The sequence below is a fragment of the Sphingobacterium sp. UBA3549 genome (genome assembly GCF_002376635.1).
Classification (GTDB): Bacteria; Bacteroidota; Bacteroidia; order Sphingobacteriales; family Sphingobacteriaceae; genus Sphingobacterium.
Window position 1 is genome coordinate 18,181 of sequence record NZ_DFOE01000024.1, and the last position, 13,023, is coordinate 31,203.

Sequence of the window (13,023 nt, forward strand, 5' to 3'; positions counted from 1 at the left end):
AACATTCGAATTTGGCGAATTGCGTATATTTAAGCGTTATGTGACATAGTAGTAAATCAAGTCCTAAATGGAACAAAGAGAATTTTCAAAATTAATACTCAAATTCTTGGAAGGAAATTATTCACAGTTTGCTCAGACAATAAAGTTTCAAGATGACGGATCTTTTGATTGTGATTTGAAAAGTGAATCCGGAATATTTTCAATTTGGATTGCAACATATAATACCGAAATAACTATTGGAATTGAAGATCCAAATGGAAAAACAGATATTCATAGTCATATTCCATGTTATGGGTTAGGTGATTTAGAAGCTTGTGTTGCAGAGCTATCATCATTTATTGAGAATATTAAAGCTGACACTTTAGTTTTATATCAAGATGAGGATGGAAAATATGATTGGATAGAATCATTTGAATTTGAAAACTTTGATAACTGTAAAAAGTTTTCTTGGAAGATTAATCACGACGTCACATAAAATGCGGACCAGTGGAAGGAATGCTTACTATTACTCGTAAACTTTCGCACCTTTGAAAATATCAGCAAATGTTGACCACGCAGCTTTTTCAGCATCTACTTTTGCGTCTGTATTATCATAATACCCTTGGATATCTTCTGCGTATGAGGCCAAAGCCTCCAGAAAGTCGGGTAAAGTTTTGTTTTCCCAAGTTTCAGGATTTTGGAGCAGATCCTTATGCAGAAGATCAAGAAATTTAATGAAGCTTTGTCTGTCTTTTACTTTCAATTTATATAATTGATTATCCATGTATTTTTACTTAAGTAATTAAAATCATTTTAACTAGTTTAAAGAAGCCATATCCTTAATTATGACCATAAAAAATAGTATTTTCAATTTACAAAACAAAAGATCTCCCATTGAGAACATTGTCCGCTTCTTCCAGAGTGCTTCTTTACCTTTATAGGCCCTCTAATTTTAAATAAAGCCAAATGGGGCAAAACTAGTTTGAGCTCAATAACTTCCAATAGATCATTCCTTGATACTCTTTCACTACATTGAAATTTAGAAAAGTTAATATTTTTTGTGAAGCGAAATTCTCTTCTGAACAATTGGCTGTAATCGCTTTAACTCCTGCTTGCTTAAATGCCCATTCTATTAATCCTAAGGCAGCCTCTTTCGCATATCCTTTTTTCGTTTCGGTCTGAACGATGCCATATCCAAGATCAATCTCGCCAAATTCATTAGGAGTACCTTTAAATCCAATATCTCCTATTAATATATTTGTATTTTTATGAATAACCATCCATGACTCAAATCCGGTAGGGGATTGTACTTTATTTAAATTATTTATAATTCTTGGCAATGTATCCAAAGTTTCCAAATCTGGCCAATCTTTAGTAGGAATAATGCCTAATTCTGTAAAACGTGAAGTCGAACTGGATAATGCTTCCTCACAAATCTGAATTGTAAAAGGTAATAATTTTAATCTATCTGTCTGAATTTCAAGCTGCATAATGATAATTTTGTAAAATCATTTGATCTGTTTGGTCGGAATTCTCGATTTAAAAGAATCTATTTCAATTTGTCCAAAATATCCTGAAGTTATTACGAGCAGTTTAGCAAGTTGCGCTTGACTGAAGTTTTTTACATTCCTTATTTCTCTAACCAAATTACCAATTTTTAGGGAGAAATTTGCATTGGTATTAAATATATATGAGAAAGCAATAATTTGTTAGTTCTTAATAATACTGTTTAGCTTTAAAAGAAGTTAAACATCATCATGTAAAAGGCTTAAAATATGATTTGTAATATACATATGTCCAATTTTTTTAAACCTGATTTTTTTAAAGTTACTATTTCCCGTAACCTGCACTTCTTTCAACCCCTTACCTTAGCCTTACAAATGGTAATCATCTTGAAAATTAATATCTTTAAAAATATTTATTCAACATAAATAATATATATTAGGCTTGGGTATTAACCTTGTACAGGTGAAAAGTAGCATATCATAATAGTAACCACAACCAATTCCAGCCTTCCAATAGCTGCCCATGTTTTCAGTGGTACCAATATGTTTAGCGATATAGGGAAGAGCTATGTAGATTCCTTCGGGGGCCGATCTACCAGCTATGAGAAGAATGCGCAGAAGATATAAAGCCGCGTTACCGAAGCGTTTAACGAACATGCTAAGACATTCACGCTAAATCTATTATGAGGATTGGTTTAGCTAATCAAGAAGTTTCAGGAAAAGGGAGTCAGATTTTTATGATTACTGTAGTGGTGACACCAGTACATCTAAGAGGGGTTGCTTGCATTATGATGGAAAGGCAGGATTATCTATTAGACGGCCAACTGATTGAGCAAAAAGTTAGAGAGAAAATTAAGTTCATGAAGTCGATTTATGGACATATTTTTTTAAAATGTAAAAGAAAAGTTTAATGTGAAAAAAATTACTAAATTAGATTTCATAATTAGCCGATTAAATTTTTAAAGCCGTAAGTTGCCAGTAGGTTCTGATTTCCCAAAATCGCGAAGAAATGAAGGAAATAATGCTTGGTTCGGGATCAGGATCGGGCTCTCAACCACAATCAGCTTGTACCGCAAGTTGCACTTGTCCAGGTGGAGGTAAAACATTTGAGGTACAAATCATTTGTTTGAATGATTGCCGGGCTGTAAGTGAGCAGGGGGTGGAGTGTATTGATAAAGGTGTACTTAAAGGCTTTGTTACTTGCAAGTCGGCTTATGCTTCTCAATGTTATTATAGCATTTGATATATAAATCAATTAGACTAGTAAATTATGAGCATTATCAAAAAGTATCGATTATATGATATCCGGTTAATTTTTTGTTTGGCCTTTCTACTTGTAGCTTCTAATCAAATGTGCATTGCACAGATAAATGTTTCGCTAACACCAATGGTTGATAGGAATTATTTTTCCGTGATTATACCCAAGCGCAGTGTTTATTCAACAAGTGATTATAAGGGACTTAATTTATCGAGATTTAGTAATTGGCAGCTATATCTGTCGTCTTTTTCCGGAAATCAAGCCGCCTATGAAGCAGTTGGATTGAGTTATCTTAAAGAAATTGACCCCAGCATCGATACCAGCATGATTTACCTAGGCAAATTAGAAAGGAATAGTATCGCATCGTTTGTGGGGGTTGATAAAGACGGAAATTTTCATGCAGTTGTAGATGAAAATAACAACCGGGACTTCAGTGATGACAATTGGTATAAATTTCCACCTAATTTATCTGCAAAAGATTTTGCTGTTAACAAAGAGGAAATTGTCTGTAAAATAGCTTATTATGACGGAAAGCAAGTCAGAGATACGTGCCTAAAATTTGATGTAGAGTTTTTGAGATTTCCAAGTAAGTTTACTAGACAGGATGACCACAATCAGAATGGTAACTTAGCGAATATTTTTGAGCTTCGCATGCTCAAAAAGTCTTATAAAAAGGGGGCTACAACAGTAAACGGACAACGTTATGACTTTTATGTAAGTGATCCATATTACAATCTTTATCCCTCTTTATCACCCTATTCAATGACTGTTAAGAAAGCTGCTCTGAACGAGTCTAATGATCTGTATCAGTATTACTCCCTTTCCGATGAATTGGTGCGTATAGGGGACGGGCTTTATCAAATGCCTAAATTAGTAAAAGACGAATTGCATTTAAACTATGTAAAGCAAGCAGATTATGGCGATGGCTCAATAGGAAAAAGCATGTCTTTAGCCAGAGCCGAAGAATTGATTACAGGTAGGGAATATTATTTAGGGGAACCCACCGGTAAGTATACCCTCATTGACTTTTGGGCCAGCTGGTGCAAACCGTGTATCGCATCAATCCCCAATTTAAAGGCTATCCATTCTACATTCTCTGGAAAAGGACTTGATGTATTGAGTCTTGCAGTGGACAAGCGTTCTAATACAGCCAAGTTGAAACAATTGATTTCAGAACACGGAATGAGTTGGGACCAGCTTTATATGGATAGCGATAAAGAAGGCCTTGATTATTTGAAGAAGAACCATATTCAATCTTTCCCAACAACAATGCTTATCGATCCACGAGGAAAGGTGATTTATCGCGGTACATCTGAAGCCGCATTAATCAAGGCTAAAGAACTGCTGGGTAAAATTATAAATAGCAAATAGTATAATTTAACATCTGTAAAGCTCATGGAAAGATCAATATTTAATTTTTACAGATTTATAAAATATCTTCTTTTTGTACTATTGTTAATAAATGTGGGCTTTGTTTATTCCCAAGATTTTAAAGTTCCATTGACTCCTCAAGTCGGAGAAGAATCTAATCATGCAATTATGATTACGGATGCAATAGAAATACTTATGACTACAAGGTTTAGATACGAATAACTTCAATATTTGGCAATTGTATAAGCAGTCTTTTTTCTATGAGCAATTAGCATTTGAAATTGGCGGAATGCCGTTTTTAAGGCAAATAAACCCTTCTATTGATACCACATTGATTTATCGAAGCAAGCTGACAGGAAATAGCATAGCCACGTTTGTGGGATTGGATAATCCGGGTGTTTTTCATGCAGTTTTAGATGCAAACAATAATAGAGATTTCAGTGATGAAAAATGGTACAAGTTCGAAATAGAAAACTTTTCCCACGATTACGTCCAGTCCGATGAGGATGTTTTATGCAAATTTGAATATTTTGATGGCCTGAACCTGCGTGATACGTCGCTGAGGATGGAGTTAACATTTACCAAATTCCGTCCTGGGTATCATACCGAGATTGATTCTAATAACGATGGTAGAATGAAAGATAAATTTCAACTATCGTTGAAGAGACTATCTTACAAGTTCAATATGGCGATTTATCAGGGACAGCAATACCAGTTTTTTGTATCAGATGACTATTATAACCTCTATCAATATTCAAGAGATTATACCTTAAAAGTAAGAAAAATGCCAGTAGCAATCAATGATAATTTATATACCTATTATCCTTCGTCTGGCGAATTGGTCAGATTAAACAATAGTCTATTTCGTATTCCAATGACAGTTGCCGACACACTATCTTTTAAATATGTAGGTGAAACAAAAGAAAGTGATGCTTCTATATGCAAGCCCATAACTCCTGGTTTAGCTATTGATTTGCTAACAAATAGGAATTATTCACTGGGTGGTAAAACGGAGCCACCGAACGCGTCAGCCTGTACTGAGATTTTAGTCCGTAACCAATTCTTATCCCAGCTGCTAGTGGCATCAATAACTAATAATCCAATTACCGTAATTGAAATTGATTGGCCCCCTGAGTGCAATTCAATTGTAAAATCATCAAGCTCATCCATTTGCTATTGTTAAGTTATATTATCTATACACTATATTGACTCAGATTCATTCCATTGTGGGATACCGCTAAACATTTCCTTTACAAACTGTTCTGTATATCGCTAGATCCCAGCTTCCTCCTTATCAAATTAAGCCGTTATTGTTGAGCAAACTGTAGGAGTATAGCAAAGTTTGACCCGGAGGTTCTCTACCCATTCAGCGCGAATAACAATTGTGATTAACCTTTTCGTATCTCGGGATAAACCGATTACCGTAATATCTTTACACATTCCGGCAAACCAGTCGATAATATACACCTTAGTACTAGCGCGAAACTGTTTCGTGCCGATACGAGTTTTTAGTTTCCCTTCACCATGGCTGATGTTCTCTTTGATGTTAGCAACCAATGTCCATAATGGTGTAGGTTCTAAATGATCCATATTGATTCAGTTATACTTGAAATATGGTGAAGTTCAATTATTTTATCAGAGATCTTCTGGTATTTCGCACTTTTCTTGCCATGATCCATCAGCGGAATAGTTACTATATTTTTTTATTTCTTGAATATAAGACCGCTATCAAATATAACTATTTGGAACTATTATTCCGTTCATGCTTTTTCGATGCTGCAAATTTTTGTAAGTTGGTATAATCGAAAAGCAGCAATTTTATGCAACAAACTACCAAGACAAAACGGTCACTGATTTTAACAACAATTATCTGTAGCGTTTATCTTGTGCTGACCATATTTTACCATCATATTGACAAGTATCTTTCTGGTATTGTGTACTGGGGTCTGACAGCTTTAATCCCCGTTACTTTTGTCACGATATTTGTTTTTGAAATCAAGGGAATTACCGAAATTATCCGCAATCAGAAGAACTTGTCTTTAAAATTTTGCTTACCAACAATAGTTTGTTCAATTACAATTTTGTACACGCTATTTAGTCCCTACAAGCTTGATTCAGAAAAACTCGAAAGCGACGTTGAATTTAGAGCCTGTTATGAAGGGACTCAAAATCAAGCTTATATCCTTTTCAGAAAAGACAAGACATTTGAACTGCATTGGACAGGCGTTTTCGGATATAATGAATGGAGGACAGGCAAATGGCAGAGAGCAGGTAATGTATTAACGCTCAAATATGATGGAAAAAAAGTTGAACAACTTGGCGAAGTGATTTTGATTTCAAAGGGTTATCTTAATCCAATCGGAAAATCAATTGATAAAAAGAAATATCCATATCCGATGTTTTATCTTGGATACTGTAAACATGAAAATTAAATTGTCTTCAAAACATGACGAATAAAATAAGTTACCGACATTTATGTTATTTTCTAGCTGTCCGTTTACAAGAAGGTAGAGTCACATCATTTTAACGTCACAGGGGTTTGCAATTATGAATAAACTTTTAATAATTTCTATTTTCTTTTGTTTATCTGGTACTGGGCTAGCTCAAGATAAAGAGGATATCATATTGTCTGTTTTATCCAAAAACGTTGTAGGGAAGACATTCAGGTTTAATCTGAGTGATAAGAAGGATTACTTGAATGAAGTCGATGTAGCCTATCTAGGCGAGATAGAGACGAAAGCAAAAAAAAAGTATTGCATATTAACTTGGGGCAGGATGTGGGGGCCGAATAAACATACTACAGGCTCAATTCTTTTATATGATAATGAAAAACAATACTTTGGGAATTATGTGTTGGGAGCATCAAGTGATTTGCCTATAAAGTTAGACAAGAATGAACTGTTCTTTTATAACACAACTAAAAATGAATGTGATCGATCGTTAGTCACCAAAATTGATTTTTCTGAGATTCCTAAGAATATCTTCATAAAATGCAGTGGTGAATTGGGTGATGTTTACGAGCTTAATTTAGATTCCTTAGAAAAGAAATAAAACGCTCAATCTTTCGCTACTCGGCTACATTTCGCCACAGTACAATATCAAAGTCAGTCAATAGCTGACAAATTTTGCCATCACTGTCCCTTCCAATGTATGTAGCATAAAAACCATCTCCATACCCCGTGGAGAAAAAGACAGCATTGTAATTTTGAAAATCGTAATTTAAATAATCCTTGAATTTTTCGGAGAACATATTGTCCCAGTTTTTGTCGAGCAGCGTATTCAGACTATCCTTTGCTGCTTGATCAACGAAAAGACCTAGTCCTGCATCTACTCCATAGCCATATATTTCTTTGGATTTAAGGGGGATTGGAGTCTGTCCAGGTAATAAGGCAAACTCCCATTTTCGGATAGGCTTATCTGAGAATTTTACCCGTGCAAAGGCAACCCTTCGATCCTTATTGGCGATGATATTTGCCATTGCCAATTCGACCGGAAACTCACCTATTGGGAAATTCTCATTAAAAGCTAGCGCATCGCTCAACATCACAGGATCAGTCGCGATAATCTGGCCTGAAGATACCTTTAGATTTCCTACAACTATCATATCAAAAGTGATTTCCGTGCCGAATTGTGCTACTTTTGTGCCCTTCACGAAACTTCCCTCAAATATTTGCGGGAATGCCAGTGATGTGTCTCTAATTGTTATTTTAGGTATAGTATCTATGAGGTCAAATTCTGCTTTTTGCAAAATGACATCGTTATTATTACCTGGAGCTTTGTTTTTCGAAATACATGAAAATAGCACCAGGGCCATTAAACATATTGCTATTATTCTTTTGTGCATTGAACGTATAATTATCTTTTTCTAATTGTTGAATGACGAAAAGATAATTTCGCTCAGTCCGTCGAGCTCGCCATCATATTCATGGTCGTAGACTCTGATCGGATAATCATTTGTTTCGAAGGAGCCTCTCGTATCAAATACCAGTGGCCCTGTATCATTACCTTCACTCGCAAACGGGATCAGGCCAAGTGGGATGAGTTGTTCAGGTATGTACCAGTCAAGATTGGCTATTATTTCCGCTAACGGTTGAGAAGGCAAGGAGTGAGGTAGTCTTACTATTGAACAATCACAGTCGGCAAAGAAATAGCGCTTATGCCATTCAATAAAGCTTTCAGGTAATGTAACTCCAAATTCTATCTCCACTTTTTTGTAATCCGCAGGAGTCATTGTTCCTGGAATTGGTTTCCATTCATACCAGCCATCTTCGTTAACTTCGGATGCCATCATTTCTTTTGGAACATCCTCTGTGTAAACAGAACTTACATCTCTGGTCAAATATGCATTAAAAAATTGTTCTATATTGTCGGTCATTTGCAGTCAGTTTTATCGCTTAAAAGTATCACTTTGCATCTAAATATTAAAAAAGGTTTTTCATTGTTGGATAAGTTTTCTTTAATTGAAGCTTACAAAATGAAAATGTATTATAGATATTTTGACGATCTTGAGCCGTCATATCTTCCCAAAATTCCGCTATTCCCATCTGATACAATCTCGTTCTAGATGCCGTAATAAAATGGACAAGAATTGATAAATATTTTGCTGAAGCCAGAACAATCTAAAGAGAAAGAATATATTCTAAATAAACTAAAAGAGTTATTATAAATGAAGTCTTAAGTTACTTTGGGGCTCCATTGTTTAAGAGTTCGTTATATATTTTGTAATTTTCATCATCGTAACAAACAAAAATTACCCTTTCTATTTTATTCGTTATCGTTAAAAAATCAGACACAGTTTGAATAGCGATTTGAGCAGCATTCTCTTTAGGAAACTTATAAATACCAGTACTGATATTGGGAAAAGAAATTGAAGTTACTTCATTGTCTAATGCAAGTTTAAGGCTATTGGAATATGCGGCCAATAGTAAATTTTCTTCATTACTCTTGCCGTTATTCCAAACAGGTCCGACAGTATGAATAACAAATTTTGCGGGGAGTTTTCCAGCTGTTGTTATAACAGCTTCACCGACTTTACAACCGCCTTGTTTACTTCGGATTTTTTGACAATCTTCAAGTATAGCTTTTCCTCCAGCTTTATGAATTGCACCATCAACACCACCACCACCAAGTAAAGATGTGTTCGCAGCGTTTACAATGGCATCCACTTCTATTTTTGTGATGTCGCCTTTTAGAACTTCAATCATTATTTTATCTTAAAGCCTGTTTAGTTTTAAAATTTTGGATGTATGTATCAATGACTTTGAAAGGAACGCTTTTGGTATCTGCATCCATTTTTTGTATGTCATTGATACGTTCAACCGTTTCTTTATCGTAAGAAGCATTCTCACCAGAGCCTATTAAAGAATCCACCGTTACGCCAAAGGCTTTAGCCATTTTGGCAACCATCTCAATAGACGGTAAATTTTCATTGCGTTCGTACTTTCCGATAATCTCACGGGAAGCATCAATCTTTTGAGCAAGGTCGCCCTGCGACCTTGCTTTTTCCTTTCTAAGGGTGCTTATTTTGCTTCCAATGTTTAATGTATCCCTCATATCCTACCCTTGTTACAGGGTAAATACAAATATAAGAGAACTTTTTTACAGAAAAAGTAAGGCGTTACTCGTCTAAATCCATTATGTTACAAAAAACCAACCGCACAAAGCCAACGCTGTTTTTGTCTTATAATTCATTTTATGTTTTTGCTCCGCAAATAGCCACAGTCAGCAAGCCTGTAATCAGCCTTTGCCAACGCACCCTCACGAAAAAGGTATCTGCTACAAAAAGAACATTTGTTTTTTTGGTTTATAGCGCTACTCCCTCTGGCCAGACAATGGCAGAGTCTGCGGCAGCAAGGAGTGGCAAAGCCACCGTTATTTATTGGGGCAATCTTCCAATGCCCCAAACCACATTGTATGCTCATTATCGGAACTCACATGATTTTTCGGTCGAAGGTACCGTCCATATCTACAAAAGTTTAATCAAAAATTAGTAGCGGTCAGATAGCCCGACGAACGTAATGATTCCAAGATGTGGTTTGCCTCAGCTTGATCCATATCATGTGCAAATTTTATGGTTTTAAAACCATATTCAAATCGAATAGTGCCTCTGTTTCTAAAAATGCCTAAACTATTCCCCTGGTTCCAAAAAATAAACTCAAAATGTTCTTCCTCAACATGAAATTTCTTCGCTTCCTGTAGATCACAAACCTTATGTCTGAATAGCATATCGTTTTTTCTGGCAATATTTATTTGCTCGCCATCTATTGTGATGATTTCTTTTCCAATTAAATACCATATTAACGTTTTCATTACAAATAAACCAGCTACTATGGACAGGATCAACCAAACTATAATAAATATGCCATCGAAGCTTAAACCTCCAGTGCTATCGTAAAAGTTTTCAAGTGTCGGGGCAAAAAAAATAATTTATTGTATCCAACCAACCAGCCATAAACTAAAAATAATGATAATAGGTAAATGCTTCTTTGCCGGGACGATAATGGAATATCCCGTGGGAGTTTCGTAATGGGTTGCAATACCGCTATAAGGCCTTTCCATAATCAATTTGTTTTATAGGTTTTACCAATTCAAATGGTCTAATTTTCCGCGGCTAATATGCAATAAAAAAACGAATTTCCATATTATATTTCGTTTCAAATTCCATCCCCAAGAAGTGCGTTGCCGCATGCGCAATTTATGGTTTCAAAACCATGCCTTAGCCGTACAGTTTGTAATAATCTTGAAAGTTAATATCTATAAACCTATTAATTCAGCTTAAATAATGTATATTAGGTTTGGGTATTAACCTAGGCCGATTGAAAAGTAGCATTCCATGATAGTAACCACGACCAATTCCAGCCTTCCAATAACAGCAGCCATATACAAACTTAAAGGGTGGAGGAGCTAATGCGAGCGGTCGTCGAATATTTAAAAATGCAGATAGGGATGATGATGTGGATCCAAAGAATCAATCGTTCACTGTAATACCCGGAGGTAATACTTATAAGAATATGGTTAAGGAAGGAGTTGATTTTGGGGATGTGGCATATTCGTTTAATATTTTGACAAAAGGAAGCACATTTTCCTTAGTAGCGGATAAAGGACCGAAAAATAAACTTGGGGAAAATTCAATTTTAGCAAATGAGCAATTAGGAATTCCAAAAGCGAGTGCAAATAATGGCGAAGATAGAAATGTCATTATTACCATAATATTTCCTGGATCTAGACTGCAGTTTACATCAGCTAATTCACCTTTCAATACAGGAGGGAAAATTCCAAAACAAAACCAAATAGACAGGCTAGGAGCAAGTTTATATACCCAAAATGCAGCATTAATTAAGAAAATTATAGAATTATTAAGAAATGGACAATCTTATAAAAAGTTTGATTAGCAAACATAAATTAGTAGTACTAGTTATTTTTATTTGCTCCTTTTATAAGGGGTATGCTCAGCGGAATAGTACTGATACTGATCTTTCAGGGCTTTATGAGTCCTCCAATGGACGATATATCTTGCGATTGATGGAGATAATTCCTTCAACCTACTATTATGAATTTATACCAAAAGATATGAAGGATTCTATTACTGTCTTGAATATGGTAATGGGAATTTGCGATAAACAAATAGAAAGTAATTCTTTTAAAACAACACTTAGTGGAGCATTCATGTCGGGGTTTGATTTTAAGTTTCTTAATACACTGGACGTGGAAGTCAATATCTCCAGATTTAGTTATGATTACAGATATTCAGATCTTGCCGGTCAATACTACAAACATAAAAATACTGCAGTGCCTAAACCAGAGTATGAGATGTTTTTTGATAAGGAAAAATATCACGCATATAAAGCAGTTGTTAATAAAAAAGAGTTATACTTGAGTTATTTTCCTTTATATTCCAATAACATGAAATTGATACGTATTGATAAAAAAACATGTTTAAAATTGCTTGCTACCGTTTTTAACTTTGCACTTGGTGATATGTCTCAACAATATTATTATGTAGAGATATCAAATGGCAAAAATATCGAATTTGGTTGGTTAGATTACAGTGACCTTAAATATTTCAAGCTGATAGGGAAAACATAAATCAACTGGATTACGGAGCGAGATTCTATGATGCGGAGATCGGAAGATGGAATGTGGTGGATCCAATTGCGGAAATGCACTATGATTATACATCATATGCTTATGTGTTAAACAACCCTCTGACCTACATCGACCTGTTTGGATTAGATACTCTAAATAATAATAATAAATTTTCTTCAGATCAATGGCAAAAATTTGATTCAAATAATGATGTTATTGGTCTCAATGAGGTAACAGTAACGCGTAGTAAAAACAACAATAGTAATTGGTTGGAAAGAGGCTTTAATGCGTTTAGAGACTTTGGATCTGATCATCCATATTTTAGTAGTAGACCTTATAACGTAGTTGATTATTACAGAACCACTAATGCCGCTCGAGACCCTGCAATTGATTTGATGAACTTTGCAATTTTAGCTTCAGGTGTAGGGGACGGTCTTATTTTAGCAAATGGACTTTATAATGGTGCTAAGTTAGCTTTGATATTGATATTTAAAATTCGTTATGCATTAAGATATTCTTCGAGTATACTTAAATTTGCCTTCAGTTCAGGGGGAAGTTATACTAAATCTAGTATGAGACAAGGGAACCTTCTACATAAGGGCTATAGAATCCTAGAAGCCGGGACGGAACAAGGAATTAAAGAATATAATTCGATAAAAGGAATTAGGTTAGATTATGTCGATTTTTCAACCAAACAATTTATGAATATAAACCTTTTAACCCTAATCAAATTAGCGAAGGAATCAGTCAATTAGAAAGATATAAGACTGTTTTTGAAAAGCATTTTGGGGAAAGTTTTAATACGGTTTTAGAGTTCTATTAATT

At 35.0% G+C, this 13,023-nt stretch carries 20 protein-coding genes; 11 read left to right on the forward strand and 9 right to left on the reverse strand.

What is annotated here, in order from left to right; all coding sequences use genetic code 11:
* Positions 1–67: 67 nt before the first annotated feature.
* Positions 68–475, forward strand: coding sequence for a hypothetical protein (locus B2W36_RS12025; protein WP_293887882.1), 408 nt, complete (start codon positions 68–70; stop codon positions 473–475).
* Positions 476–505: 30 nt separating this feature from the next.
* Here the strand turns inward: B2W36_RS12025 and B2W36_RS12030 are convergent, their stop codons facing one another.
* Positions 506–763, reverse strand: a complete 258-nt coding sequence (locus tag B2W36_RS12030; RefSeq protein WP_293887883.1) for a DUF7660 family protein — start codon at positions 761–763, stop codon at positions 506–508.
* A 193-nt stretch (positions 764–956) separates the two neighbouring features.
* Positions 957–1,469 (reverse strand): GNAT family N-acetyltransferase, encoded by a 513-nt coding sequence (locus B2W36_RS12035; RefSeq protein ID WP_293887884.1) that lies wholly within the window; start codon positions 1,467–1,469, stop codon positions 957–959.
* Between the two features lie 698 nt (positions 1,470–2,167).
* Between B2W36_RS12035 and B2W36_RS12040 the strand changes: the two genes are divergently transcribed.
* The 3 genes from B2W36_RS12040 to B2W36_RS12050 all read left to right on the forward strand — a co-directional run bounded on the left by B2W36_RS12040 (position 2,168) and on the right by B2W36_RS12050 (position 5,296).
* Positions 2,168–2,395, forward strand: a complete 228-nt coding sequence (locus B2W36_RS12040; RefSeq protein ID WP_293887885.1) for a hypothetical protein — start codon at positions 2,168–2,170, stop codon at positions 2,393–2,395.
* Between the two features lie 359 nt (positions 2,396–2,754).
* On the forward strand, positions 2,755–4,113 hold the full coding sequence (locus B2W36_RS12045; RefSeq protein WP_293887886.1) for a TlpA family protein disulfide reductase: 1,359 nt from the start codon (positions 2,755–2,757) through the stop codon (positions 4,111–4,113).
* Positions 4,114–4,402: 289 nt separating this feature from the next.
* The gene (locus B2W36_RS12050; protein ID WP_293887887.1) at positions 4,403–5,296 is read left to right on the forward strand and encodes a hypothetical protein; all 894 of its coding nucleotides are present in this window, start codon (positions 4,403–4,405) and stop codon (positions 5,294–5,296) included.
* Between the two features lie 116 nt (positions 5,297–5,412).
* On the opposite strand, the gene B2W36_RS12055 is transcribed toward B2W36_RS12050, so the two are convergent.
* Positions 5,413–5,703: a hypothetical protein gene (locus B2W36_RS12055; RefSeq protein WP_293887888.1), complete on the reverse strand. Its 291-nt coding sequence runs from the start codon at positions 5,701–5,703 to the stop codon at positions 5,413–5,415.
* Between the two features lie 230 nt (positions 5,704–5,933).
* Between B2W36_RS12055 and B2W36_RS12060 the strand changes: the two genes are divergently transcribed.
* Both B2W36_RS12060 and B2W36_RS12065 read left to right on the forward strand, forming a co-directional pair.
* Entirely contained in the window at positions 5,934–6,545 is a 612-nt protein-coding gene (locus tag B2W36_RS12060) for a hypothetical protein (RefSeq protein ID WP_293887889.1), read from the forward strand.
* A gap of 115 nt (positions 6,546–6,660) precedes the next feature.
* Positions 6,661–7,164, forward strand: a complete 504-nt coding sequence (locus B2W36_RS12065; protein WP_293887890.1) for a hypothetical protein — start codon at positions 6,661–6,663, stop codon at positions 7,162–7,164.
* A gap of 16 nt (positions 7,165–7,180) precedes the next feature.
* Here the strand turns inward: B2W36_RS12065 and B2W36_RS12070 are convergent, their stop codons facing one another.
* From B2W36_RS12070 to B2W36_RS12085, 4 genes are all read right to left on the reverse strand, one after another.
* The gene (locus B2W36_RS12070) at positions 7,181–7,957 is read right to left on the reverse strand and encodes a DUF4241 domain-containing protein (RefSeq protein ID WP_293887891.1); all 777 of its coding nucleotides are present in this window, start codon (positions 7,955–7,957) and stop codon (positions 7,181–7,183) included.
* Between the two features lie 21 nt (positions 7,958–7,978).
* Complete coding sequence (locus B2W36_RS12075) at positions 7,979–8,488, reverse strand: SMI1/KNR4 family protein (RefSeq protein WP_293887892.1); 510 nt, start codon at positions 8,486–8,488, stop codon at positions 7,979–7,981.
* 304 nt (positions 8,489–8,792) lie between these two features.
* Positions 8,793–9,317 carry an O-acetyl-ADP-ribose deacetylase gene (locus tag B2W36_RS12080; protein ID WP_293887893.1) on the reverse strand — a complete coding sequence of 175 codons (525 nt, stop codon included), beginning with the start codon at positions 9,315–9,317 and terminating at the stop codon, positions 8,793–8,795.
* A 4-nt stretch (positions 9,318–9,321) separates the two neighbouring features.
* Positions 9,322–9,666 carry a helix-turn-helix domain-containing protein gene (locus tag B2W36_RS12085; RefSeq protein WP_293887894.1) on the reverse strand — a complete coding sequence of 115 codons (345 nt, stop codon included), beginning with the start codon at positions 9,664–9,666 and terminating at the stop codon, positions 9,322–9,324.
* Positions 9,667–9,749: 83 nt separating this feature from the next.
* Between B2W36_RS12085 and B2W36_RS12090 the strand changes: the two genes are divergently transcribed.
* On the forward strand, positions 9,750–10,103 hold the full coding sequence (locus B2W36_RS12090; protein ID WP_293887895.1) for a hypothetical protein: 354 nt from the start codon (positions 9,750–9,752) through the stop codon (positions 10,101–10,103).
* On the opposite strand, the gene B2W36_RS12095 is transcribed toward B2W36_RS12090, so the two are convergent.
* Both B2W36_RS12095 and B2W36_RS12100 read right to left on the reverse strand, forming a co-directional pair.
* Positions 10,093–10,422: a hypothetical protein gene (locus tag B2W36_RS12095; RefSeq protein WP_293887896.1), complete on the reverse strand. Its 330-nt coding sequence runs from the start codon at positions 10,420–10,422 to the stop codon at positions 10,093–10,095. The two genes, B2W36_RS12090 and B2W36_RS12095, sit on opposite strands and share 11 nt — an antisense overlap.
* Before the next feature lie 117 nt (positions 10,423–10,539).
* The gene (locus tag B2W36_RS12100; protein ID WP_293887897.1) at positions 10,540–10,671 is read right to left on the reverse strand and encodes a hypothetical protein; all 132 of its coding nucleotides are present in this window, start codon (positions 10,669–10,671) and stop codon (positions 10,540–10,542) included.
* Positions 10,672–11,123: 452 nt separating this feature from the next.
* Between B2W36_RS12100 and B2W36_RS12105 the strand changes: the two genes are divergently transcribed.
* The 4 genes from B2W36_RS12105 to B2W36_RS22665 are packed head-to-tail and all read left to right on the forward strand — an operon-like array spanning position 11,124 to position 13,021.
* Entirely contained in the window at positions 11,124–11,504 is a 381-nt protein-coding gene (locus B2W36_RS12105; protein ID WP_349678861.1) for a hypothetical protein, read from the forward strand.
* Complete coding sequence (locus B2W36_RS12110) at positions 11,476–12,198, forward strand: hypothetical protein (protein WP_293887899.1); 723 nt, start codon at positions 11,476–11,478, stop codon at positions 12,196–12,198. The genes B2W36_RS12105 and B2W36_RS12110 overlap by 29 nt, the downstream gene beginning before the upstream one ends.
* Before the next feature lie 38 nt (positions 12,199–12,236).
* Positions 12,237–12,953, forward strand: a complete 717-nt coding sequence (locus B2W36_RS12115; protein ID WP_293888053.1) for a hypothetical protein — start codon at positions 12,237–12,239, stop codon at positions 12,951–12,953.
* Positions 12,941–13,021, forward strand: a complete 81-nt coding sequence (locus B2W36_RS22665; protein WP_414712089.1) for a hypothetical protein — start codon at positions 12,941–12,943, stop codon at positions 13,019–13,021. Before B2W36_RS12115 ends, B2W36_RS22665 begins: the two co-directional genes overlap by 13 nt.
* Positions 13,022–13,023 lie beyond the last annotated feature (2 nt).